We start from the raw sequence: 26,293 nt of genomic DNA, 5'->3' as shown, positions 1-26,293 counted from the left end.
GCTTTTTTTTGGCTTAAATAATTAATCATAATAATAGAAAATGAAGATGAATAATCACGAAGAATTTATGAGTGAAGCTGTAAAAGCAGCTTTAAAAGGAATGAACAATAACGAAGGTGGCCCTTTTGGATGTATAGTAGTAAAAGACGGAGAAATTATTGGGCGTGGAAACAATAAAGTAACCTCTACAAACGACCCAACTGCACACGCAGAAGTTACTGCAATTAGAGATGCTTGTAAAAAAGTAGGTTCTTTTCAGTTAGATGGTTGTATTATTTATACATCTTGCGAGCCTTGCCCTATGTGTTTAGGTGCAATTTATTGGGCAAGACCAGATAAAGTTTATTATGGAAGTAATCAACAAGATGCTGCAAATATTGGTTTTGATGATGAATTTATTTACAAAGAAATAGCATTACCTTACGAAAAAAGAAGTATCAAATTTGAGCAAGTCAGTAGAGAAATTGCTTTAGAACCATTCCAAAAATGGAGCGAAAAACAAGATAAAATTGAATATTAAATTCTAAAAATCCTGATTATTTTAATCAGGATTTTTTTTTGAATAAAAATTTAAGCATTAAACTTAAATATATTAACGAAATACATCAATTATTTTAACAACCTTATGCTCGTTATTGTTTTATATTTGCATCAAATTTGAATTTATAAAATGAAAAAAATTAGCACAATACTTTTTGGTTTATTAATGATGGTGGCTTGTAGCCAAGAACAACCAAAAGAGTATCTAACAATATCTGGAACATTAGAAAACAGTAAAGACTCTATTATTTCTATAGCAGACAGAGAAGGAATTATCAAAGAAATAAAAATTAATAAAGATGGTAGTTTTAAAGATACATTAAAACTAAAAGACAATAAAGGAGAAATTTATACTTTACTTACCAATTCTAATAACAGAGCTCCTATTTATTTAAAAAACGGATATAATATTTCTTTAAATACAAATGCTAATACTTTTTTAGAAAGTCTAAAATTTTCTGGAGAAGGCGCATCTAATAGTAACTTTATTTTGGCTCAGATAGAAAGAAGTCAAAAAATGGGAAATCCGCAGTTAATTTTAGAATTAGAACAAAAAGCATACAGGAAAAAAGTAGATAAAATAAAAGCTGATTTTGATAGTATTTTAGAATCTTATAATAATATTGATAGTACTTTATACACTTCTATGAAGCAACAAAATCAACAAATTGTTACTTATTTTGATAATGCTTACGCTCAAAATCAATTGATGGGTAAAGGAAAACCATCCCCAAAATTCGAAAATTATGTAGATATAAAAGGAGGTACTAAATCTTTAAGTTCTTTTAAAGGTAAATATGTTTATATAGATGTTTGGGCAACTTGGTGTGGACCTTGTATTCAACAAATTCCTTACTTACAAGCTTTAGAAAAAGAATATCACAATAAAAATATTGTTTTTGTAAGTATTTCTACTGATGAATCTAGAAGAAGTGGTGGTTCTTGGGAAGCTGCAGAAAAAAAATGGCGCGATTTTGTTAAAAAGAGAAATATGTCTGGAGTTCAATTATGGTCAGGACAAGATTATGCTTTTCAACAAGATTATCAAATTAACGGTATTCCAAGATTTATCTTAATAGATCCACAAGGTAATATTGTTGATGCTAATGCACCAAGACCTTCTGATCCGAATTTAAAATCATTATTTACTTCTTTAGGTATCTAGAAATTTAGTTTAAAAGCTAAACCCTCTAAAAATTTTGTTTGATAATCTTACAAAGTAATTCATAAATAAGATAAACGAAAAAAAGAATACAGCAATTACACCAAAATCTAAAAAGGAAGTAATATCATTTAATTTAACCATATACTTACCTGTTTTATAGATTAATGCAGATGATATTAAGAAAAGAAAGATTTGTTGTAAAGTGCTCTTATACATAATTAAAGATTTAAGGGTTAATGAATTAATTTGTACTAATTCTAAGTATTCTTACAACAAAGTTCTTCTTTTCTTTTGATTAAAATTTACAATCGTAGTTGAAAAGTAATTTTCTTTAGTTGAACGATAAATGAGTTTAGATTAGATAATAAATCATAAAAAAAGCGAAATTCTAACAAGAATTTCGCTTTTTTTATGATTAAATCTAGAATACTTTACTCTTTATATACACCCATATCTGCATATTTATCCATTCTTTGTATTACCAAATCAGTATCAGATAAATCTTTTAATTCATCAAAAGCAACAACTATTTGCTCTTTTACCTTAGCAAAAGCACCAGCTCTATCTGCATGTGCACCACCAACAGGTTCTTTAATTATACCATCAATTAACTTTAACTTTTTCATATCAGTACCTGTTAATTTTAAAGCAGCTGCAGCTTGTTCTTTATACTCCCAACTACGCCATAAAATAGAAGAACAAGATTCTGGAGAAATAACTGTATACCAAGTATTTTCCATCATGTAAACTCTATCTCCTACTCCAATACCAACTGCACCACCAGAAGCACCTTCACCAATAACAATAGTAATAATTGGTGTTTTTAAACGTGTCATTTCTAAAATATTTCTGGCAATAGCCTCACCTTGTCCACGTTCTTCTGCTTCTAAACCTGGGTAAGCACCAGGAGTATCTAACAATGTAACCACAGGAATACCAAACTTCTCTGCCATTTTCATTAAACGCAAAGCCTTTCTATAACCTTCTGGATTAGCCATACCAAAGTTTCTATACTGGCGTGTTTTGGTATTATAACCTTTTTGCTGACCAATAAACATAAACGATTGATCGCCTATTTTACCTAGACCACCAATCATGGCTTTATCATCTTTTACATTTCTATCTCCATGCAGCTCCATAAAAGTATCTCCACAAATTGCTTCGATATAATCTAATGTGTAAGGTCTGCTTGGATGTCTAGATAGTTGAACTCTTTGCCAAGGAGTTAAATTTTTATAAATATCTTTTTTAGCTGTAGCTAATTTTTTTTCTATTTTTTTACAAGTAGCTGTAACATCTACATCGCTTTCTTCACCAATAATTTGACATTTCTGAAGTTGATCTTCAAGTTCTTTTATTGGCATTTCAAAATCTAAATATTCCATTTTGTAATTACTTTGATTAAGTTATTTGGATTAACAAACATACTATAAAATTTACTTTTATAACAAATTCATTTTACTTTTTTGGCTTTAATCTTAATTTTGCTTTCTGTTTAATTGCAGATTTATTCTTAATAATTCCGTTTAACAAAACAACACCTAAAACAATTGTGGCTCCTAGATAAAACTCAGGATTCATTTTTTCTTTATCACCAAAAATAAATAAGGCTAAAACAATAGCATAAATAGGCTCTAAATTATTGGTTATAATAACTGTATAAGGAGATAAATATTTCATTACTTGAACAGAAATTATAAATGCATAGGCTGTACAAACACTACTTAAAATAAAAAGATAAATCCAATCTGAAACTGGTAAATTAAAAAAAGCTAAAGAAAAACTGTTATTAATTATTAAATATATTGTTACGAATAAAGTACCAAATAAAAGTTGGTAAAAAGATATTCTGTTTGCATCATATTTTTTGATAAACAAACCATTTAAAACAGAAAATAAAGATCCTAAGAAAGAAGCTATTAGTGCATAAATTATACCTAATTTATATTGACTTTCGAAATTAAAAATGATGTAAAGCCCAAGAATAACTAATAGCCCTAAAACAATTTCTAAGGTTTTTATTCTTCTTTTAAAAAAAATGGGTTCTATTAATGATGTAAAAAAAGCGGCTGTACTCATTGTTACTAGTGCAACAGAAACATTAGATACTTTTATGGCTTTAAAGAAAAAAATCCAATGTGTAGCAATAATAATCCCTGTAAAAAGAAATTTAGTTACCCCTTTTTTATCAACCTTAAAAGATTTCTTTTTTATCAGAAAATAAAGTGCAATAAATAACACTGCTAATAACATTCTAAAAAAAACTAACGGAATAGCATCAATAGTAATTAGGGCTCCAAGAATTGCTGTAAACCCCCAAATAAAAACAATTAAGTGTAAGAGTAAATAATTTTTTAACCTACTTTCTTGCATTTATGTATAAATATAGGGCAATACAGCCAAAAAAGATATTTGGCATCCAAACATATAAAAGCGGATTAACACCTGCAACTCCTCCTAAAACTTCTGATACTTTAAGTAGAAAAACATAGAAAAACATCATACCAAAACCTATAGCTAAATTTACACCTGTACCTCCTCTTCTTTTTCTGTAAGAAAGTGCTACTGCAATAATTGTTAAAATATAAGAGGCTATTGGTAAACTGGTTCTTTTATAGAATTCTACTAAATATGCATTAAGATTTTTTACACCTCTTTTTTCTGAAACTTTTATAAATCTATACAATTCATCTGATGGCATTTCTTGAGATAATGCAGATTTATATATTAAATCTTTAGGTGTAAAGTTAAAAACAGTATCAATTTTATCACCAGAAAAAATACTATCTTTTTCTAAGTATAATTTTCTTAATCGCCAGTTCTGTAATCTAAAACTAGAGTCTTTTTCAGAATATTTTATATTATCTGCAACTAGTTTGGTTTTTAGTTCTATACCATCATATAATTCTGAAGAAAAATCATAGCCTCTATTATTTTCGGTATTAAAATTTCTGATAAAAATATAAGTACTATCTGTAAGTTGTAGACTAAAATCGTTTATATATTTAAACTCATGTTTTTGCCTATTACCTTGTATGTATTCTTTTTCAAACTTTTTTCTTGTAGAACTACTGTTAGGAACCACAAAATGATTCATTAATAATGATAAAATTGTAATTAATGTTGCACCAATAAAGTAAGGATATAAAAAACGAGTAAATGAAATTTTAGCATTATTAATTGCAATAACTTCTGTATTGTTAGACAGTTTAGAAGTAAATAAAATAACGGCTATAAATAATGCCAATGGCATAAAAGTATTTGTATAGTATATGGTAAAATTTTTATAATACTCATCTACAATTTGATAAAAACTTAAATCTGCATGTTCAAGAAAATTATCAATTTTTTCAGAAATATCTATAGCTATGGCAATAGGAATTAAGATTAATAAGGTAAAGAAAAAAGTTACCAAAAATCGTTTTAATATGTACCAATCAATTATTTTCAAAATTATTTTTGTTATTGGTTTGTGATTGATAGTTTGTACTTTTTACTAAAAACTAACAACCATAAACTATTATCTATAATCTTTTATCCATTTGTTTAACCATCATATCTTTCCACTCTCTAAAATCACCTGCCAAAATATGTTTTCTTGCTTCACGAGTTAACCACACGTAAAATCCTAAATTGTGAATCGATGCAATTTGTTTACCCAACATTTCTTTTGCCGCAAATAAATGACGTAAATATGCTTTAGTGTAATAAGTATCTACACCTGTAATACCCATTTCATCAATTGGAGAAAAATCATCTTCCCACTTTTTATTTTTAATGTTTATAGTACCATGAGCTGTAAACAACATTCCATTTCTGGCATTTCTAGTTGGCATTACACAATCGAACATATCTATGCCCAAAGCAATATTTTCTAGAATATTTATTGGTGTACCAACACCCATTAAATAACGAGGTTTATCTTCTGGTAAAATTTCGGTTACAACCTCTGTCATAGCATACATTTCTTCTGCTGGTTCACCTACAGAAAGTCCGCCAATTGCATTTGCTTTTTGGTTAGAATTGGCTATATATTCAGCAGATTGTCTTCGTAAATCTTTGTAAGTACTACCTTGAACAATTGGCATAAAGGTTTGCTCAAAACCGTATTTGTATGGTAATTTTTCTAAGTGGTTTATACATCTATCCAACCATCTATGTGTCATGTGCATAGAACGTTTTGCATAATTATAATCACAAGGATAAGGTGTACATTCATCAAAAGCCATAATAATATCTGCCCCAATTGTACGTTGCGTTTCCATAACATTTTCTGGCGTAAAAAAGTGCATAGAACCATCTATATGACTTTTAAATTTCACCCCTTGTTCGTTAATTTTTCTTCTACCTGATAAAGAATATACTTGGTAACCACCAGAATCTGTAAGAATATTTCTATCCCAATTCATAAACTTGTGTAAACCACCAGCTTTTTCTAGAATCTCTAAACCTGGTCTTAAATATAAATGATAGGTATTTCCCAAAATAATATCTGGATTTACCTCTGTTTTAAGTTCTGTTTGATGTACGCCTTTTACAGTACCCACAGTACCTACAGGCATAAAAATAGGAGTTTCTATAACTCCATGATCTGTTGTAATTGAACCTGCTCTAGCTTTGCTTTTGGGGTCAGTAAGTTTTAAATCGAATTTCATTGGGCGCAAAGATAATACTATTTAAGAATTGAAAAATTAAAAGATTCTTAAACCTTTTGTCTTTGCTTTAATTGACTACTATTTTAAAATCTTCTTTTCTTTTTTGATGAAGAACCAACATTCCTCTTTTTATTTTTAGGTGATGATTTTCTAAAAGAAGCACTTTTTTTATTAAAATCGTTTTTAGCTGGTGCAGATTTTCTTTTGGGTTTTGCTGTTTTTGGTTTTTCTTTTACTACTGAAGCTTCTTCTGTTTTAGATGATGAAGCAATCATTCTATTTATCTCTTTTAACTCATCTTCAGTAAGTTCTCGCCAATCACCTTGTTTTAGATTACCCAATTCTACACTCATAATTCTTGTGCGTTTTAGTTTGGTAACTTCGTACCCTAAATACTCGCACATTCTTCTAATCTGTCTGTTTAAACCTTGAACAAGAATAATTTTAAAAACCTTTTCTGATACTTTTTCTACTTTACACTTTTTAGTAATTGTACCTAAAATCGGAATTCCATTGCTCATTTTTCTGATAAAATCATCGTCAATCCTTTTATCAACAGAAACAATATATTCTTTTTCGTGGTTGTTACCTGCTCTTAAAATTTTATTTACAATATCACCATCATTGGTTAAAAATATTAATCCTTCAGAAGGTTTATCTAAACGTCCTATTGGAAATAATCTTTCTGGATGATTAATGTGTTTTACAATATTATCTCTTTCTCTAGAATCTGTTGTAGAAACAATACCTATTGGCTTATTTAAGGCTATGTAAAGTGTTTTTGGTTTTGGTTTTAAAAGTCTACCATCAACCTTAACTACATCATTTTTTAAAACACGATTTCCTAATTGTGTAGGTTTACCATTAATAGTTACTCTACCTTCTACAATTAATTTTTCGGCTTCTCTACGTGAACAAATCCCTGTAGAACTAATGAATTTATTAAGATTTGTTGATTGTTGATTTTTATTATCCAAAGAAAAATATTTTCAACAAAAGTAAATATAAGATTATAATTTATGGCTTTAAAGATTGTTTTCTTGTGTATTTAATCTATTCTTTTTTGGCTAAACCAACTACCAACAAAGTTTAAATTAAGTGTTATTTTATGAAAATTCTCCTGAATTAAACCGTTATTTAAAGTACCTTCTTTACCATAAGAATAAGAAATATTAAAATTATTTAAACTATTCTTTTTCATTGGTAAACCTAAACCAGCAGAAATAAAATAACTATCTATTTGTTGATTCGATATTTTCAAAAACCCAGTATTGTAGTTTAAACCAAATCTATACTTTACGTTAGACCAATAATTGTATTTGTTTTTATTTGGCAAAAACTCTACTCCAAATGCATAAATAGATTCATCTGTATAACGTTCGCTATTAGACTGTTGGTTTGTATCATTCCACATTAATTTTCTATAATCTAAACTAGTTGTAATGGTGTTATTAAATTTTGAAGTTAAACCTAAACCAAAACTTTTTGGTAACTCAAAATTATCTAAATCATTTTCAACCTCATCTTCAATACTTATTTCTGTACCAGCACTTGTTGTTTTATAAGAAGTTCTTGTTTGTTTACCAGATAAAGATGTTGGCAACTCAAATGTACCACCAATCGTTGTTTCTATATTTTTTATATTAGGTAATTTGTACTGAAAACCTGTTTTCAATTTTACCCCATTGTAATAATTTTGATCTAAAATTGAAACAAATGAATCTGTAAATACTTGACTTTCTTGTTCTATAGAACCAAATAAGAATGAGAAATCCACACCTATTGATAAATTTTTTACAGGCTGAAAACCAGCTGCTATAAAAAATTTATTTAACCCTCCAGAGCCTGTTATTCTTGTTGTAAAAGTATCCAAAGTCCCTTCTATTGGGCTTTCAATATCAATATTATAACCTGTTTTAGTATATGGTAAAAGACCTATACTTAATCCTAAATTTTTACGTACAGGAAAAGCAATAGCAATGTGAGAAATATTTCCATTATTGCTGGTTTCACTAATGTTATCTGTTTCTAAGGTTGAGTATGTACCATTTAAACCAAATTCGTACAAAAATGATTTTGATAGTAAATTACCTAAACTAGCAGGATTAAAAATATTTATTTCATAAGGTGTAGATTGTGCTATACCTGTATTACCTAAACCTGTTAAACCACCTGTTGCTGTTTTATTTTCTACACCTAAACCAAATAAAGAATAAGGTGTATTTGCATTATTCTGCCCAAAAATTGATTGTGTAGCAACTATAAATACTATTAATAATATATTTTTTTGCATCTTAATAGTTTAAATATTTTACGGTTAATTTTACCTGATTGTCTGTTGCAGGATTATCTTCTATTATTAAATTACTCACATTTTGATCGTAAGTTTCATACAAAACCATTAGTGCATAATTTAAATCGCTTTCGGTTAATAAGATTTCTTCTACATAACCACTTAAATCAACAGAATAAGAAACGTTTTGACTAAATTCATCTTGATTATCGTTTAAATAAGCGTAAACTGAAGTTTCATTTATATCTACAAGTTGTTTAACAAATCTATTTTTATGATCTACTACATAAACTAATAAAGATTCTGGCAAAGGGTTCTCACTACTATAACTACCATTTAAAGGTGAAAAAGTAAGTGTTGCACTTAAAGTAGTAGCTTCATTAGAAAACTCTAAAAGTTTTTTTATTGATGGTATTTCTATTCTTGTACATAGTCCTGTACCAGATTGAATATAAGTTGCATAATTGGTATCTTCACTAGACCTAATTTCTTCTACATCTGCAAAATCTCCAACAACAGAAGTCGAATAATCTGTTTCTATTTGATTAAATTGTTGCGTTGAACTAGATATTAAAAAATCTACGTAATAGTTATTATCTTCACTATCATCATCTTTAATTGTATAATAAAGACGCATACTAGAATTTTCTTCTGTTGATGTTGATGGGTAAGAACCAAAACCAAGCATATGACTGTCTAAACTTGCATCTGGCACAATTGCTAAACCTTTAAAATATTGCAAAAAATCATCAGAATTATTAATATCATTATCAACAATTTTATCAAAAATTTCTTCACCTAAAACATCATCCATTTTAATAAAAAGAGAATCTGTTTCTTTATTTGGTTTTGGTATAAAAGAAATTTCACCTAATGATTGAGAATCGTAATCTAAAAAAGAGCTATTGTAAAAATCATCACTATCTTCTGGCTCAAAGGTTTCTGTTATTCTATGTAAATTATATGTTTGTAATTTAGTTGTATCTCCATAATAATAAGTATCGTAATTTAAAATCATACCAATAGAATCGTAAATAGCATCATTACTTATAGAGTAAGCAGAAGCTACTAACTCTAGATAAGACTTGGCAGTTGTATTACCAAAATCATCATCTTTAATACTACCCAATAAAATTCTTCCTGTACCAGAAGTTATTAAAGAGTCTAGTTTAAAGGTTCCTGTTTTTACAGTAAAAGTGTCTATAACTCTAATCTGTATATCATTCTCAATAAAATCACTCCCTACTTCATAAGTTGCACCATCTGCTGTACAAGATGTTAGATATACAATACTTAAAAAGCCAATAATTAAATACCTCATTTTACTTTTTAGAGCAAAAGTATTAGAGGTATTATCACAAAAAATCATAAAATATATAAACTACCTTATTTTATAGATTTACTACTAAAAAACACCTCTTAACCCTATAATTAACAGCTTTTAAGAAAATTAACACTTGTTTTACATGTTCATCTATAAAATAAGCTTGTTTGTCTATTTCATAGTTACCCACAAATATTTGCTTCTAATTTTGCCATTAAATACTGAAATGAATAAACTAAAACGAATGAAAAAAACAAAATTTACACAAAAAAGAAGTTTTCTTTTTATGTTAGCAATTCTTCTTACCTCTACACTTTTTATAGGGTGTAGTGATGATGAGGATGATGATGAATATGGAAACTGGGTAGAAAGTTCTACTTTTGATGGTGATTCTAGAGCAAACGCAGTAAGCTTTACAATTGGTGATAAAGGATACCTAGTTACAGGTTATGATGGTGATGATTACTTATCTGATACTTGGGAGTATAATTCTGAAGGAGATTATTGGATACAAAGAGCCTCTTTTCCTGGAACTGCAAGAAGTGGTGCTGTAGGTTTTTCTATTGGTACTAAAGGATATATAGGAACTGGTTATGATGGTAATGATGAATTAAAAGACTTTTGGGCTTACGATTCTACAACAGATACTTGGGAACAAAAAGCAGATTTTGGTGGTACAGCAAGATATGGTGCTATTGGTTTTGCAATTGGTAATACTGGTTACATTGGTACTGGTTATGATGGTAGTGAGCAAAAAGATTTTTGGAAATATGATGTTGATACAGATACTTGGGAACAGTCTGTTGGTTTTGGTGGAGAAAAGCGCCAAAATGCTTCTGTATTTACCATAAACGATGTTGCTTATTTAGGTTTAGGTATTCATAATGGTACTTACGAAGAAGATTTTTATTCGTTTGATGGTACAAACTGGACAAGATTAACTGATTTAGATGACGATGATGATGATGATGATGATTACGAAATCTTAGTAAGTTCTGCTGTTGCTTTTTCTTTGGATGGTTTAGGTTATGTAAGTACAGGAGTTTATGGAGCAGTAACTTCTACTACCTATTCTTACGATCCTTCTACAGATACTTGGGATGAAATTCCTGATTTTGAAGGGACAGCAAGACAAGATGCTTCTGCTTTTTCTTTTGGATCAAGTGCATACGTATTAATGGGAAGAAGTGGTAGTTATTATTTTGATGATGTTTGGGAGTTTAAACCTTACGAATTAGAAAATGAAGATGATTAATCTTACACAACTTATTATATAAATTTAAAGTGCAGAAAAATTAATAAAAATTAATTGTTCTGCACTTTTTTATGATAAAAACAACAACCATTTGTAAGTTTTTAAGACCAATCTTACATAAATTTGCAAATTAAACTCACATTAAATTGAACTTTATTAAACAAAAATCCTTTACCACAGTAATTATACATATATTACTATGGCTGTTTTTTATCTTAATAACTGCCATACAATTTTTTTATAGGTTTAATGCAATACCTAAAATGTTTTACATTTTAAATGGTGTATTAATTACTGTTTTTTATGTTAACTACTCTTTTTTAGTACCAAAATTATTACTGAATAAAAAAATTGGGTTGTACTTAATTACGTTTGTAGTTTTCTTTTTATTTTTTATGTATGTTTTAGAGCCTTTAATTTTAATTTCTAAAGATTTTCAACCACCAAATGAAACTTTTGAAGATAGAATTCTTAATCGTAAAGAAAATGGTCCTAGATTTGAATTTAGACCACCAATTATGGTTATTTTATTTTTTGGTTTAAGTACATCAATAAAATTAGTTTCTGAATGGTATAAAGCAGAAAAAGAGAGAGCCTTAGTTGCATCGCAAAAAGTAAATTCTGAATTATCTTTTTTAAAGGCGCAGTTAAATCCGCATTTTTTATTCAATACTTTAAATAGTATTTATTCTCTTGCAAATAAAAAATCTGAAGACACTACTATTGCAATTGTTACACTTTCAGAATTAATGAGATATATGATTTACGAAACTAATCAAGAATATATTTCATTAACAAAAGAAGTAGAATACATTAAAAATTATATTTCTTTACATCTATTAAGGTTAAAAGATTCTAGTGGAGTTCGTGTTAATGTTCACGGAGATTTAAATTACAAAATAGAGCCACTTTTATTGATTTCATTTATAGAAAATGCTTTTAAATATGGTACAAATTACAAAGGTGATACCAATATTAGAATTAAAATAAATGTTGAAAATGATGAGTTGCACCTTTATGTTTTTAATGCTTGCTATATTACAAAAGTTAGTGATAAAAATTCTGGAATTGGCTTAGAAAACATTAAAAATAGGCTAAATTTATTATATCCTAAACAACATACTTTAGAGATAAATAATGAAAAAAAAACGTTTGAAGTCAATTTAACCATTAAACTAAAAAAATAGATGAAATGTATTATTATAGATGATGAGCCTTTGGCATTAGAGTTATTAGAAGATTTTATCTCTAAAATCGATTTTTTAGAATTAGTGGCTTCTTGTTCTAGTGGTATAGAAGCAATGTCTGCACTACAAAAAGAACAAGTAGATCTTATTTTTACTGATATAGAAATGCCAGATTTTTCTGGTATAGATTTTATTAAAACTTTAGAACCAAAACCTATGTTTATTTTTACAACAGCCTATTCTCATTATGCTGTAGAGGGTTTTAACCTAAATGCTATTGATTATTTAGTAAAGCCAATTCCTTTTCATCGATTTTTAAAAGCTGCTACAAGAGCCAATAATTTACTATTATCAAAAAATAAACCTGCACCTATAGAAGCACAAAAAGAAGCATGTGATTTTATTTTTGTAAAATCAGAATACGAGAACATAAAAATTAACTTATCAGAAATAAAATATATAGAATCTTTAAAAGATTATATAAAAATTTACACTAATAAAGAAAAACCAATTTTAACCTTAAGTAGCCTAAAAAGTTTTGAAGAAAGATTAGGGAAAACAAATTTTTTAAGAGTACATAAATCTTTTATAGTTGGTTTAAAACACATTTATTCTGTGCAAAGAAATAGAATTATTATAGATGATAAATGGATACCAATTGGTTTAAATTATAGAGAAGATTTCATTAAAAAGATTGATAACTAACCTACAATTCTATAGTTCTAAACGTTAAATTAATTCTGGGCGAATGTACTTTTTTAGTAGGTGGTAATCTGTGTAACCAATGGGTTTGAGTCCCTTCTTTCATTACTAACAAACTACCTCTTTCTAAAACAATATCTATTCTTTGTTTGTTTTCTTTATGTTTAAAAGAAAATTTACGTTCAGCCCCCAAAGATAAAGAGGCAATTGCGCCATTTTTTTTCATCATTTTTTCACCATCTGAATGATAAGCCATGCCTTCACCACCTGAATGATATAAATTTAACAAACAAGAGTTATAGGTTTCATTAGATTCTTGCTCTACAATTTCTTTAAGTGCTAACAATTCTGGAATCCAGAGATTTGCTGTTTTTGTAACTTTAGAATACGTATAAGAATATTCTGATGCCCCATACCAAGCCACTTTTCTTTTAGTGATTATCTTTTTACCAAAAATTATAGCTTCATCATTTTTCCAATTTATTTTATTGAATAACTCCTGATAGTAAAAATCAGATTGTTGCTTGCTTAATACAATTCCATGATAATTTGTAACGCCATCAAAAGGCAAAATATTAGTGATTTTATCCGAAGAAAATAAATCCATACTATAAAAATAATCAAAATTAAATAATACCAGTTCTAGTGATTTAGATTTAGAAAAAAAATATCGAGAACTATTTACAATTGCCAAAATAATTATCTTTCGTAAAATCGAAAGATTTAATGCAAATTTCACTTATTTTCAGTCGTAAAATTCATTCGAATTAATAGAATTTTTGATTAGGTTGTGTATTTTTACAAGATGGAATTTAAACTTGTATCCGATTTTTCACCAACAGGAGATCAGCCTAATGCTATTAAAGAACTTTCTGCAGGTATTTTAGCAGGAGAAAAATATCAAACTTTATTAGGTGTAACTGGCTCAGGTAAAACTTTTTCTGTTGCAAATGTTGTAAAGGAAGTGAAAAAACCAACATTGGTTTTGGCACATAATAAAACTTTAGCAGCTCAATTATACTCAGAGTTCAAACAGTTTTTTCCAGAAAATGCTGTAGAATATTTTGTTTCATATTACGATTATTATCAACCAGAAGCATACATTCCTGTTACTGGAACTTATATAGAAAAAGATTTATCTATAAATGATGATATAGAAAGATTGCGTTTAAGCACAACCTCTTCCCTACTTTCTGGTAGAAGAGATGTTTTGGTTGTGGCTTCAGTTTCTTGTTTATATGGTATTGGAAATCCTGTAGAATTCAAGAAAAACGTAATTCCAATTCATAGAGATCAGCAAATTTCTAGAACTAAATTTTTACATCAATTAGTACAAAGTTTATACTCGAGAACAGAAATAGAAATAAAAAGCGGAACATTTAAAGTTAAGGGTGATGTTGTAACTATTTATCCTTCTTATGGTGATAATGGGTATAGAGTTCATTTTTTTGGTGATGAAATTGAAGAAATCGAATCTTTTGATTTAGAGAGTCAGACAATTTTAGAAAACTTTGATGAGCTGAATATTTATCCTGCAAACTTGTTTGTAACCTCTCCAGATGTTTTACAAAATGCCATTCATCAAATTCAAGATGATATGATGAAACAGGTAGATTATTTTAAAGAAATAGGGAAACATTTAGAAGCCAAACGTTTAAAAGAAAGAACCGAATTCGATTTAGAAATGATTCGTGAGCTAGGTTATTGTTCTGGTATTGAGAACTATTCAAGATATTTAGATGGTAGAGAACCAGGAACAAGACCTTTCTGTTTGTTAGATTATTTCCCTGATGATTATTTAATGGTGATTGATGAAAGCCATGTAACTGTGCCACAAACTCATGCAATGTATGGAGGTGATAGAAGTAGAAAAGAGAACTTAGTTGAATATGGTTTTCGATTGCCAGCTGCAATGGATAATCGTCCTTTAAAATTTGACGAATTCGAGATTTTACAAAATCAAACAATTTTTGTTTCAGCAACTCCTGCAGATTACGAATTAGAAAAAACAGAAGGAGTTTTTGTAGAGCAAGTAATTAGACCAACTGGTTTATTAGATCCTATAATTGAAATAAGACCAAGTATTAATCAAATTGATGATTTGATTGAAGAAATTCAGGTAAGAGTAGAAAAAGATGAACGTACATTAGTAACTACTTTAACCAAAAGAATGGCTGAGGAATTGACCAAATATTTAACAAGAGTTGATATACGTTGTAGATACATACATTCTGATGTAGATACCTTAGAACGTGTAGAAATTATGCAAGATTTGCGTAAAGGTTTGTTTGATGTTTTAATTGGTGTAAACCTATTAAGAGAAGGTTTAGATTTACCAGAAGTTTCTTTAGTTGCCATTTTAGATGCAGATAAAGAAGGTTTTTTAAGAAGTCACAGATCTATAACTCAAACTGTAGGTAGAGCTGCAAGAAACGTAAATGGTTTAGCTATTCTATATGCAGATAAAATGACAAACAGTATGCAAAAAACCATTGATGAAACTGAACGTAGACGTGAAAAACAGATTGCTTACAATACTGCAAATAACATAACCCCTACTCAAATTAATAAAAAGATTGATAATACTTTATCTAAATCTGCTATTTCTAGTTATCATTATGACAATGCCAAACAGGTTGCAGCAGAACAAGATTTACAATATTTACCAAAAGAAGAAATAGAAAAACGCATAAGAGAGAAACGCAAGGCAATGGAAGCTGCAGCTAAAAATTTAGACTTTATTGTAGCCGCAAAATTACGTGATGAAATTGCTGTTTTAAAAGAGAAGATTTAGAAGAATTAACACTATAATAAAATAAAAATTAATAAAAAATTATGCTTAAAACATCAGTAATACACCCAACAATAATGGAAGTTCTTGCACGTTCAGGACACTTTGCTCAAGTAGTAATTGCAGATGGTAATTTGCCTGTAGGTGCTATGAATGGACCAAATTCTACAACTGTTCATCTTAACTTTAAACCTGGTTTATTAGATGCGATAACAGTTTTAGAAGGCATTTTAGAGGTTTGTCCAATACAAGGTGCAATTGTTATGCAAAAACCAGCAGAAGCAAACGCAGAAATACACGATTCTTATAAAAAACTTTTAGGTGATGTTTCTTGGGATGAAATGGAACGTTGGGCTTTTTATGATAAAATTAGAGACCCTTTAACTACCTTAATTATTCAAACAGGAGAACAAAGAAGATTCGCTAACTTAATATTGACTGTTGGTGTAGTTAAAATGGCTGAAGAAAGTAATTTTTAATTTTTATATTTATATGTGAAAATTAAATTTATAAAAACTGCTATGAAACTTTTATTGACCTTAAACCTATTTCTATTACTCCCATTTAGTCTATTTTCACAAGAATATTCATTTAAAAAGAATGGCTATTATTTTACTAAAAACAAAACAGCTACAAAAGATTTTATAAATACTAATTATCATAAAAATTTAGATAGCAAAGGATATATTTTTAGCGTTAAAGCTATACTTTTTAAGGAACAAAATAAAATAAGTGTTAGTGATGATTTTTACGGATTATTTGAATCCAATAAAAATAATTACGAAGCTTCTATCGATTATTTAGAAACGTATTTAAACTATTATTCCAAATTTAAATCCAACTCTATTTATACCATAAAAGATAGTGTGTTTACATTTAAAATAGTTCCATATATAAATGAACCTATCAAAAAAAATAACATAAAGTCAATTCGTTATAAAGGAGTTTTTAATGATGAAAATAGTTTTACTTTAACAGAAAAAAACACCTACAATCATAAAAATGAAATCATTAAAAGTTATAAAATAAATAAAACTTATACCTTTAAACCTTTCGTAATTAAGAAAGAAAAATTTTTTAATGATGATTTAAAAGAAATTAGCTTTGAAGATTATAAAAAATTAGCAGAAGATGATTCAAATATTTTATTTGATGAAACTAATGATAGCGTCATTTTTAAAATGGCTTTAAAGAAAATTAAAACTAGTAGGTTTAGTATAAATGAATTTGATAAAATAAAAAATAATATTGAAAATATTACTAAAAAATCTATTGATGAAGACAAAACTATAATACTAAATTTTATTAATTTAAGTTGTGATTGTCCTAATAATGAACATTCAATTTACTTTAAGAAAAGGTACAAGAAGTATTTAAAAAAGGTCGATAAAAAAGATAATATTCAACAACTTTTTATAGCTGTTAATCCAAGTGAAATTAACATTGGTTTAGATTACTTTAATGATAATGATTCTTATTTAACTAAAACTTTGTTTAAAAAAATTCGTTCAAATGGATTTGTAATTATAAAACCAAATGGAAATTATTACCTTGAAAGAGAAGGCTATAATTTTAATTTAAATAAAATATTAGAAAAAATTTAGGCTGAACTACAAAACCCCAATCTCATTAATCATATCAGAAGATGGATTTTTCTGTTCTTTAATATCAAAATAAATAAAAACGGTAACCACTACTGAAAATATATAAAGTATAAATTTAGCTAAATATGCAAAGCCAAGAAAACCTAAATATACTGGATCTGAAAATATACTAATCAATTCAGTAGCTTCTTGATTTTGTATCATAGCTGCCATATCTGTTCCCATATACAAAGTAGCTGGTAGATTAATAATATAACCTGCAACACCAATTAATATTTGTACAACAATTAAAATTCCAAAAGTTTCCCACCAGTGTTCTTTAATAAAACCAAATGAATCATTAATTGCATCGAAAACACCTTTGTTTTGAAAAATAAGTAAACATATAGATAAGGATAAAACAACACCTAAATAAATACCAGGTACAAAACAAAATAATAACCCAAAACCAACTATTATACCAACTAGAAAAAACAAACCAACATAAGACCAAAAATTTTCTTTAGATAGATTTTGTATTTCTTTATAATTAACAACCCCTTTATTTTCTACGTAAGATTTTATGTAAGATAAAGAAGCTACTGTTACTAATGCATAAGCCACTAAATAAGCAAAAATAAAACCTATAAAAGGTACTAATAATTGTGAAAAATTCAAATTAATGTCGTTTTCATATTGATTAAATTGCAACAAATCTGCATATAATGGCATAAAACTCATTACAAAATATAAGGCAAAACCAATAGCTATTAAAACAGGAATTATAGAAATTTTAATTATTGTACCAAAAAAAGGTTTCCATTCTACACTTAAAAACTTAAAAGTATCAGAAAGCATATCACCTAAACCTCTAACTTTTTTAAAATTTACAAAATTCTGTTCTTCCATAATTTCTGTTTTCAAAGCAATTTTTAAAACAATTTTATCTTCTACTGTAATTTGGCGATTCTTTTGTAATAGCTACATCATGAGGATGACTTTCATTAATTCCACTTGCTGTAATTCTTATAAACTGACCAGTTTCTTTTAAAGTTTCAACGTCTTTTGCTCCACAATATCCCATACCTGCACGTAAACCACCAACAAATTGATGAATACTTTCAAACAATTCTCCTTTATATGGCACACGACCTACAATACCTTCTGGAACTAATTTTTTAATATCATCTTCTACATCTTGAAAGTATCTGTCTTTAGAACCTTGTTTCATAGCTTCTACAGACCCCATACCTCTATAAGATTTAAACTTTCTACCTTCGTAAATAATTGTTTCTCCTGGAGATTCTTTTGTACCCGCCAATAAAGAACCTAACATAACAGTATCTGCACCAGCAGCAATTGCTTTAGGTATATCTCCTGTATAACGAATTCCACCATCAGCAATTACAGGAACACCACTACCTTTTATAGCATTTGCAACTTCTAATACTGCAGAAAATTGAGGAAAACCTACACCTGCAACAACTCTTGTTGTACAAATAGAACCAGGTCCAATACCTACTTTTACAGCATCTGCACCAGCTGCAACTAAATATTGTGCTGCTTCTGGAGTAGCAATATTACCAACAACAACATCTAATTCTGGAAATTTTTCTTTTAAACTTCTCAATACTTTTACAACTCCTTCTGTATGACCATGAGCAGTATCTATAATTACAGCATCTACACCAGCATTTACCAAAGCTGCTGCTCTATCTACAGCGTCTTGTGTTACACCTAATGCTGCTGCAACTCTTAATCTACCATAAGTATCTTTGTTTGCAATTGGTTTTTGAGTAACTTTAGTAATATCTCTAAATGTAATTAATCCTTTTAAAATATAATCTTCATCAACAATTAAAAGTTTTTCAATTTTATAATTCTGAAGAATTTTTTCTGCATCTTTTAAAGAAGTACCAACTGCAGCAGTTATTAGATTTTCGCTTGTCATAACCTCTACAATAGGTCTACTATTATTATGCTCAAAACGTAAATCTCTGTTGGTTACAATACCTTCTAATTTTCCATCTTTATCAACAACAGGTATACCACCAATACTATGCTCTCGCATATTATTTTTTGCATCTGCAACAACAGCTGTTAAAGGCAAAGTAACAGGATCTAAAATCATACCACTTTCTGCTCTTTTTACTTTTCTAACTTCTTGAGCTTGCTGCTCAATCGTCATATTTTTATGTAAAACACCTATACCACCTTCTCTAGCCATAGCAATAGCTAATGAAGATTCTGTAACAGTATCCATAGCTGCAGAAACTATTGGTACATTAATAGTTATGTTTCTAGTAAATTTTGTTTGTATACTAACTTCTCTTGGAAGAACTTGAGAAAAAGCTGGAACTAAAAGAACGTCATCATAAGTAAGACCTTCTCCTAAAATTTTGTTTTCGTGTGCTATCATTTTGCAATTAAGATATAATTGCGTACAAATTTACAACTAATAATTGAATACTAACAATTTAAATTCATTTTGAAAATTTAATAAATTTTTATTTATAATTAATCTTAATAAAGATTGTTTTGTTGGTAAAAAATTATTTTATTTGCACATAATTTAAAATAAGTCTAAATAAAAACAATATGAAATTTAAAATTACAAGTTTACTTTTTTTATCAATCTTAACTCTATCATTTATATCCTGTTCTAATGATAATAATGATGTGGAAGATACAGATACAGCAGAAGTATCAGAATTTTTAGAAACTTATGCAGATATAGTATCTCAAAACTATGCAGACACTTATAATACTGCTGTTTCTATGCAAACAAAAATAGATGCTTTTATTGCTGATCCTAGTGAAACTACTTTAGAAGAAGCACAAGATGCATGGTTATATGCTAGAGATTTCTATGGACAAACTGAAGCTTATAGAGAAGCAAATGGACCAATTGACAATGAAGATTTGTTAGGTACAGAAGGACAAATTAATGCTTGGCCATTAGATGAATCTTATATCGACTATGTATTTAATACTACAGGAGGTGTAGAGCAAAATGGTTTAATTGGTGATACTTCGTTTGAACTAACTGAAGCAAATATTATCTCAAAAAATGAAGAAGGAAAAGATGACAATATTTCTACTGGATGGCATGCAATTGAATTTTTACTTTGGGGACAAGATTTAAACTACGATCCTATTAACCACACAACAGATAATTATTCTGTTTCTGGAGATAGATCATATACTGATTATTCAACAGCAGATTTTGCAGATAGAAGAGCAACATACTTAAAAATTGTTACAGATTTATTAGTTAATGATTTAAATGATTTAAAAACTACTTGGGCTGTTGGTGGGTCTTACAGAACTACTTTTGAAGCTTTAGATGAAAATGAAGCATTAGTAAACATTTTAAATGGTATTGGTTTTATTTCTAATGGTGAAGTAGCTTTAGAGAGAATTGATCCTGCAATTGATGAAGGTCAAGAAAATGAGCATTCTTGTTTTTCTGATAACACAAATCAAGACATGTGGGCAAATGTAAATGGAATAAATAATATTATAGTTGGTAGCTATACTTCAGAAAGTGGTACTACAATTTCAGGAACTTCTTTAATTGATATTGTAAAAGTAGAAAACACAGAAATTTCTAGTGATTTAGAAACAAAAGCCACAGATACACTTACTAAACTTGCTACTTTATTAAGTTTAGGTAAAAATTTTGATGAAATTATTAGCGAAGAAACTTTAGGTTCTAATGGACCTGCAGGTCAATTATCTTCTGCTTTAAAAGCACAAGGTATAGCAATATCTGATGCAGCAAATGCTTTAGGAGTAAATATTACAATTAACTAATAACCAAGTTAATTAAAATACTTTTTTACTGAAGTCTCAATAATGAGACTTCAGTTTTTTAGTTTAATTATGTAAAAAAATATAATGAATAAAAATCTTTTTTATCTATTGCTTTTTCTTTTGATCTCATGTAATACTAATGAGTTTACTGAAGATGATTATATAGAAATTAATTATGAATTAGATGAAGAAAACTTGGTTTCTCATCTATCTATTGAAGCTTTTACTGCAGACAAAGCATTTGGTAGAGGGATACCTGAATTGTCTGACTTAGAACTTTCTTTTTTTGGAGTTGGTAATGCTATGTTCGATCAAAGTTGGGTTTCTGCTCCTGCTTCAACAACATCTAGAGACGGTTTAGGACCTATATTTAATGCAAGAGCTTGTAGTGCATGTCATTTAAGAGATGGTAGAGGAATACCTCTTTTAGAAAGTGGAGATGGTTCTGAAGGCTTTTTAATTCGTTTAAGTTCTGGCAATAATCCAATAACAGGACCTATTGCATTTCCAAATTATGGTAATCAATTACAAAATGATTCTAATAATGGAATATTAAAAGAAGCAGACATCAATGTAAGTTACGAAATTATAACTGGTAATTATCCTGATGGAACATCTTATGAATTAAGAAAACCTATTTACAGTTTAGTAAATGGTAATTATGGAAATTTAGCTGGTGCACATCAATCTCCTAGAATTGGTCAGCAAGTTATAGGTTTAGGTTTTATTGATGCTTTAAGTGAACAAAGTATTATAGAAAATGAAGATATAAATGACATTAATGGTGATGGAATTTCTGGTAAAGCAAACTATGTTTGGAATATAAAAGAAAACAAAAGCACAATTGGTAAATTTGGTTGGAAAGCCAATCAACCTACTTTAGAACAACAAATATCTGCTGCTTTTAATGGTGATATGGGTTTAACAACTACACTTTTCCCTGAAGAAAATTGCCCTAAAGGTGTAGATTGTTCCTCTATAACAAATGGTATAAATCCAGGAGAAATTGTAGAAGTTACAGATACTCAAATGAGTAGAATGATGGTTTATATGAGTAGTATATCTGTTCCTATTAGAAGAGATTTCAAAACATATAATGTGCAAAAAGGTAAAGAATTATTTAACGAACTAGCTTGTGTAAAATGCCATATAAACAATTTTACAACAAGTAATTTTGACTTATTACCACAAATGAGTAATATAACAATTCGTCCTTATTCTGATTTTTTATTACATGATATGGGTGATGCTCTTTCTGATAATAGTGCAGATTTTTTAGCATCTGGTAATGAATGGAGAACCCAACCTCTTTGGGGTTTAGGTATGATAGAATTTGTGAATGATCATACATTTCTTTTACATGATGGTAGAGCTAGAAACGTAGAAGAAGCTATTTTGTGGCATGGAGGTGAAGCAGAAACTTCAAAAAATAATTATATGAACTTAAGTACAGAAGAACGCGAACAAGTACTTAGTTTTTTAAATTCTTTATAAATGAAAAAGTATTTTATATTTTTAATAATTACAACAATAATTGTTTTGGCTTGTAATAAAAGTGATGAAAACACATCTACAATAGACACTTTTCATCAAGAATATTACAATGTTAATATCTATCCAGCTTTAATTAATTTTAAAACAGAAATAGAAGAACAAGTTAATTTAACAGCACAATTTAAATCTTCTAAAACAGAAGAAAACTTTAATAATTTAAAAGAGCAATGGTTAGTTACTGCAAAATCTTATGCTAAAATAAGTGCATATAATCTGGTTGCTGTAAAAACACTTTTTTACGATATTCTCATTTATAATTTTTCTATAAATACAACTACCATAGAAAATAACATTTTAGAAAACGTTACTTTTAATTCTGATTATTTTAATACAAAAAGTACAGCTTCTAAAGGTTTAGGAACCTTAGAATATCTCTTATACAACAATCAAGATAGTGATGAAGCATTTAAATTATTGCAAGAAAACCCTAATAGAATAAATTATTTAGAAGGTGTTTCTAATGAAGTTTTAGTGCAAAGTAATTTATTAATCGAATTTTGGGAAACCGAGTATAAAGAAGATTTTATAAATTCTACAAGTATTTCTTGTACCCAAAACGCACGTTGTTTAGCATTTAATCAATTAATTAATGTTTTAGATGTAATTAGAGTTACTAAAGTTGGTAAACCTGCAGGTCTAGAAAACTCATCCAATTCATCTGTAGAATCTTTAGAAGCATTTAGAAGCGAAAGTTCTTTAGAATTGATAAAAAGTGCTATTGAAGAAGTAGAAAATGCCTACTCTAATAGTAGCGTTAATTTTGCTGATTTAGTTGATGAAATAGCTGATTCATCAGAAATATCTACTGCAATTGATGCTAGTTTTAACGATGTTTATACACATATAAATGCTATTAACACTAGCTTATATACTGCTATAATAAACGACAATTCTAATGTAGATGCTCTGTATACTTCTTTATTTGATTTGGTAAAATATTTTTCTGTTGATGCAGCTAGTACATTATCTGTTAATGTATTACCCACAGATAATGATGGTGATTAAAATTTAAACTCTAAAGTAACATAATAATTTCTTGGTGATGAAGGTATTATACCTGGACCAGGATAACCTGTTGCTCTTCTTGTAAAATAAGTTTTATCTAATAGATTATTTACACCTGTTTCTATTTTCATGAATTTATAGGTATAAGATGCAGAAAAATCTAAAATGCTATATGCAGGTATTAAACCTCTAACTGCATTAGCTTCATCAGAAATTATAGTATTATTGGCATCATTAAATTGTTCTGATAAATAACTGTATTGCAAGCTTGTTAAGAAATTATCAATACCAAAACGTATACCTGTTTTAATATTAACATCTGGTACAAACTCTACTTTATTACCTTCAATTCCGTTTTCTTTGGCTTCTGTGTATTTTGAGTTAATAAAAGACGAATTTAAAAACACATTAAAACTATAATTATTATTCATCTTTAATATTTTTTTCAGGTTAAAATCAATTAAAGATTCTATACCTAAAATTCTAGCTTTACCAACATTGGTTCTTAACAAACCAACATTATTAACAGGAGGTATTGTTGTAAAAACATCACCAATTCTGTTATTATAGAATAATGAAAACACATTAGCATCAAAAGAAATTAAGTTTTTATAATTGCCTCTAAAACCAACATCCGAAGTAAAACCTTTTTCATCTTCTAAATCAGCATCTACTGCATTTGCAGGGTTTACAATATTTACATCAGAAAAAGTGATAGATCTATAATTCTGAGAAACATTGGCATAAAACTCTAAAGATTTTGCTTTTTTATAGCTAAAACCAATACCAAATAAACCAAAAGAACGCTCTTTTGTTATATTATCTGATTCTTCTATGGCACCAATAGGATTTCCTGCACCATCAAAATTAGTTCGCTTTTTTGTTCCATTACTACCTGTGTTTATATACTCGAAACGAAAACCTGGAGTTACCGAAAATTTATCGTTTACATAAAAAATATTTTCACCAAAAATGGCAACATTTTCATTAGGGTTTTCAAAATCTGATTGATATTGATAATTAGGAAATTGATCTATTGCTGATGTAAAATTAGCATCACTACCATCTGTTCCTGGTCCTTGAAAAGAACTATTGTCTGCTTTATAATACTTGGCTCCTATTAAATATGTTGCCTTTTTATTAAAAATGGTATAATTATTTACAAAACGAGTTTCAAATCCGAAGTTATTAAAATCACCAATAATTAATTCTCTTGCACCAAAATCGTCTGGGTTTGCAACTCTTGCAATTCTATAACCAACCGCTTTTCTAGACGCATTTAATCCGAAGAAATTAAAACTAAATTTAGTGTTTTCAGTAAAATCATAATTATATTTTAAATTATATAATAACCAATCTACTTTAAAAAAGTTACGTGTTCTATTGCTCTGAAAAGGATCTTCTGCAAACATATTATCTGTTAAACCTCCTGCTTGCTGTGCTAAATAATCTAAGTAAGAAATTTCTAAAGCAACATTACTTTTTGTATTTATTTTATACCCTAAGTGTAAAAATGCATTTTTAGAATCGAAGTTAGAATTTGGTCTAAAACCATCTCCCTTCTTATAATTAAAATACGCATAGTAACTTAACTTATTTTTAGTACCACTTACACTCGTAAAATTGGTGTACAAACCAAAACTACCCACAGTATTTCTGGTAATAATTTCTAATTCTTTATTTGGATTTGGTTTTTTCATTACAAAATTAATTAAACCTCCAAATTGTGTTCCATACTGCAAAGAAGCTGCACCTCTAATTACTTGAATTTCTTGCAAACCTTCAGAAGCTGGTGTGTAATAACTTTCTGGATACCCCAAAACATCTGCACTAATATCATAACCATTTTGACGTGTGTTAAAATTCGCTGTTCTATTGGGGTCTAAACCTCTACCACCAATATTTAACTGTAAACCTGCATCATCATTTTCAAAAATATTTAACCCAGCAATTTGATTGTAAATTTGTCTTGCATTGTTACTTGCCAAGTTTGCTGTAGATTGATTTACCAAAATAACCTCAGTTTTTTTACCTGCATAAATAGAAGTACCAACAACATCTTTTAAGCGCTTTAATTCAAACACTTTCTTTTTGTTGGCTTGAATTTGAATTTCTGATAATTCTTGGGATAAAACTTCTAAAACAACAGCTAAATCTTTATACTGATTAGAAGTTATTGTTACGTTTTTCACACTATAATTATCAAGATAAAAAAGTAATGACAAACTTTCTTTTTCTGTTGAAAAACTAAAGTTACCATTGGTATTTGTTTGCGCTAATAAACCACCATTTTCATTATAAACCTGTACTTCATTCAGTATTTCTTTATCTTGATTAACAACTGTACCTGTAACTTTAAACTGACTAAAAGCAACAAAACTAGTTAAGAAAATTAGTGCTGTAATTAAGTTTTTAAATATCAT

22 protein-coding genes are annotated in these 26,293 nt (G+C 28.4%); 11 read left to right on the top strand and 11 right to left on the bottom strand.

Annotated features, from left to right (window positions below; genetic code table 11):
* The first annotated feature begins 46 nt into the window (after positions 1–46).
* Together ACJJVK_RS12645 and ACJJVK_RS12640 are read left to right on the top strand one after the other, a co-directional pair.
* Positions 47–520, top strand: coding sequence for a nucleoside deaminase (locus ACJJVK_RS12645; protein ID WP_215995695.1), 474 nt, complete (start codon positions 47–49; stop codon positions 518–520).
* Positions 521–670: 150 nt separating this feature from the next.
* Positions 671–1,705, top strand: coding sequence for a redoxin family protein (locus ACJJVK_RS12640; RefSeq protein ID WP_405566406.1), 1,035 nt, complete (start codon positions 671–673; stop codon positions 1,703–1,705).
* Between the two features lie 431 nt (positions 1,706–2,136).
* On the opposite strand, the gene ACJJVK_RS12635 is transcribed toward ACJJVK_RS12640, so the two are convergent.
* The 7 genes from ACJJVK_RS12635 to ACJJVK_RS12605 all read right to left on the bottom strand — a co-directional run bounded on the left by ACJJVK_RS12635 (position 2,137) and on the right by ACJJVK_RS12605 (position 9,974).
* Positions 2,137–3,090, bottom strand: coding sequence for an acetyl-CoA carboxylase carboxyltransferase subunit alpha (locus ACJJVK_RS12635; protein ID WP_405566405.1), 954 nt, complete (start codon positions 3,088–3,090; stop codon positions 2,137–2,139).
* A gap of 73 nt (positions 3,091–3,163) precedes the next feature.
* The gene (locus tag ACJJVK_RS12630; protein ID WP_405566404.1) at positions 3,164–4,078 is read right to left on the bottom strand and encodes a DMT family transporter; all 915 of its coding nucleotides are present in this window, start codon (positions 4,076–4,078) and stop codon (positions 3,164–3,166) included.
* The gene (locus ACJJVK_RS12625) at positions 4,065–5,156 is read right to left on the bottom strand and encodes an LptF/LptG family permease (RefSeq protein WP_215995640.1); all 1,092 of its coding nucleotides are present in this window, start codon (positions 5,154–5,156) and stop codon (positions 4,065–4,067) included. Before ACJJVK_RS12625 ends, ACJJVK_RS12630 begins: the two co-directional genes overlap by 14 nt.
* Positions 5,157–5,229: 73 nt before the next feature.
* Positions 5,230–6,360, bottom strand: coding sequence for a tRNA guanosine(34) transglycosylase Tgt (tgt, locus tag ACJJVK_RS12620; RefSeq protein WP_215995641.1), 1,131 nt, complete (start codon positions 6,358–6,360; stop codon positions 5,230–5,232).
* An 83-nt stretch (positions 6,361–6,443) separates the two neighbouring features.
* Positions 6,444–7,337 (bottom strand): 23S rRNA pseudouridine(2604) synthase RluF, encoded by an 894-nt coding sequence (gene rluF / locus ACJJVK_RS12615; RefSeq protein ID WP_405566402.1) that lies wholly within the window; start codon positions 7,335–7,337, stop codon positions 6,444–6,446.
* 71 nt (positions 7,338–7,408) lie between these two features.
* The gene (locus ACJJVK_RS12610) at positions 7,409–8,653 is read right to left on the bottom strand and encodes a hypothetical protein (RefSeq protein WP_405566401.1); all 1,245 of its coding nucleotides are present in this window, start codon (positions 8,651–8,653) and stop codon (positions 7,409–7,411) included.
* A 1-nt stretch (position 8,654) separates the two neighbouring features.
* Positions 8,655–9,974 (bottom strand): DUF4270 family protein, encoded by a 1,320-nt coding sequence (locus tag ACJJVK_RS12605; RefSeq protein ID WP_405566400.1) that lies wholly within the window; start codon positions 9,972–9,974, stop codon positions 8,655–8,657.
* 247 nt (positions 9,975–10,221) lie between these two features.
* Here ACJJVK_RS12605 and ACJJVK_RS12600 point away from each other — a divergent pair, with 247 nt between their 5' ends.
* The 3 genes from ACJJVK_RS12600 (at position 10,222) to ACJJVK_RS12590 (ending at position 13,124) form a co-directional block, all read left to right on the top strand.
* The gene (locus ACJJVK_RS12600) at positions 10,222–11,232 is read left to right on the top strand and encodes a kelch repeat-containing protein (protein ID WP_215995645.1); all 1,011 of its coding nucleotides are present in this window, start codon (positions 10,222–10,224) and stop codon (positions 11,230–11,232) included.
* A 263-nt stretch (positions 11,233–11,495) separates the two neighbouring features.
* Positions 11,496–12,419 carry a sensor histidine kinase gene (locus ACJJVK_RS12595; RefSeq protein ID WP_405566398.1) on the top strand — a complete coding sequence of 308 codons (924 nt, stop codon included), beginning with the start codon at positions 11,496–11,498 and terminating at the stop codon, positions 12,417–12,419.
* Positions 12,420–13,124: a LytR/AlgR family response regulator transcription factor gene (locus tag ACJJVK_RS12590; RefSeq protein ID WP_405566396.1), complete on the top strand. Its 705-nt coding sequence runs from the start codon at positions 12,420–12,422 to the stop codon at positions 13,122–13,124.
* Position 13,125: 1 nt separating this feature from the next.
* Here ACJJVK_RS12590 and ACJJVK_RS12585 read toward each other — a convergent pair whose 3' ends face one another.
* Complete coding sequence (locus tag ACJJVK_RS12585; RefSeq protein WP_405568373.1) at positions 13,126–13,728, bottom strand: alpha-ketoglutarate-dependent dioxygenase AlkB family protein; 603 nt, start codon at positions 13,726–13,728, stop codon at positions 13,126–13,128.
* A gap of 198 nt (positions 13,729–13,926) precedes the next feature.
* Between ACJJVK_RS12585 and uvrB the strand changes: the two genes are divergently transcribed.
* Genes uvrB through ACJJVK_RS12570 form a run of 3 tightly spaced genes read left to right on the top strand, consistent with a single transcriptional unit; the run spans position 13,927 to position 17,516 of the window.
* Positions 13,927–15,915, top strand: coding sequence for an excinuclease ABC subunit UvrB (uvrB, locus tag ACJJVK_RS12580; protein WP_405566395.1), 1,989 nt, complete (start codon positions 13,927–13,929; stop codon positions 15,913–15,915).
* 41 nt (positions 15,916–15,956) lie between these two features.
* Positions 15,957–16,391, top strand: a complete 435-nt coding sequence (locus ACJJVK_RS12575) for an RbsD/FucU domain-containing protein (protein ID WP_405566393.1) — start codon at positions 15,957–15,959, stop codon at positions 16,389–16,391.
* A gap of 42 nt (positions 16,392–16,433) precedes the next feature.
* The gene (locus tag ACJJVK_RS12570; protein WP_405566391.1) at positions 16,434–17,516 is read left to right on the top strand and encodes a hypothetical protein; all 1,083 of its coding nucleotides are present in this window, start codon (positions 16,434–16,436) and stop codon (positions 17,514–17,516) included.
* Positions 17,517–17,522: 6 nt separating this feature from the next.
* Here the strand turns inward: ACJJVK_RS12570 and ACJJVK_RS12565 are convergent, their stop codons facing one another.
* Positions 17,523–18,419: a hypothetical protein gene (locus tag ACJJVK_RS12565; protein WP_405566389.1), complete on the bottom strand. Its 897-nt coding sequence runs from the start codon at positions 18,417–18,419 to the stop codon at positions 17,523–17,525.
* Between the two features lie 19 nt (positions 18,420–18,438).
* Positions 18,439–19,914 carry an IMP dehydrogenase gene (gene guaB / locus ACJJVK_RS12560; protein WP_405566387.1) on the bottom strand — a complete coding sequence of 492 codons (1,476 nt, stop codon included), beginning with the start codon at positions 19,912–19,914 and terminating at the stop codon, positions 18,439–18,441.
* A gap of 179 nt (positions 19,915–20,093) precedes the next feature.
* On the opposite strand from guaB, the gene ACJJVK_RS12555 reads away from it, so the two are divergent.
* From ACJJVK_RS12555 to ACJJVK_RS12545, 3 genes are all read left to right on the top strand, one after another.
* A complete protein-coding gene (locus ACJJVK_RS12555; protein WP_405566385.1) occupies positions 20,094–21,311 on the top strand; it encodes an imelysin family protein in 1,218 nt (405 codons plus the stop codon).
* Between the two features lie 84 nt (positions 21,312–21,395).
* Positions 21,396–22,805 carry a di-heme oxidoredictase family protein gene (locus ACJJVK_RS12550; RefSeq protein ID WP_405566383.1) on the top strand — a complete coding sequence of 470 codons (1,410 nt, stop codon included), beginning with the start codon at positions 21,396–21,398 and terminating at the stop codon, positions 22,803–22,805.
* Positions 22,806–23,870 carry an imelysin family protein gene (locus ACJJVK_RS12545; RefSeq protein ID WP_405566381.1) on the top strand — a complete coding sequence of 355 codons (1,065 nt, stop codon included), beginning with the start codon at positions 22,806–22,808 and terminating at the stop codon, positions 23,868–23,870.
* Here ACJJVK_RS12545 and ACJJVK_RS12540 read toward each other — a convergent pair.
* A complete protein-coding gene (locus ACJJVK_RS12540; protein ID WP_405566379.1) occupies positions 23,867–26,293 on the bottom strand; it encodes a TonB-dependent receptor family protein in 2,427 nt (808 codons plus the stop codon). The two genes, ACJJVK_RS12545 and ACJJVK_RS12540, sit on opposite strands and share 4 nt — an antisense overlap.

Origin of the sequence: Polaribacter sp. Asnod6-C07, from assembly GCF_045063625.1 — a bacterium.
GTDB lineage: Bacteria > Bacteroidota > Bacteroidia > Flavobacteriales > Flavobacteriaceae > Polaribacter > Polaribacter vadi_A.
This window is presented reverse-complemented; position numbering and strand designations above follow the sequence as displayed.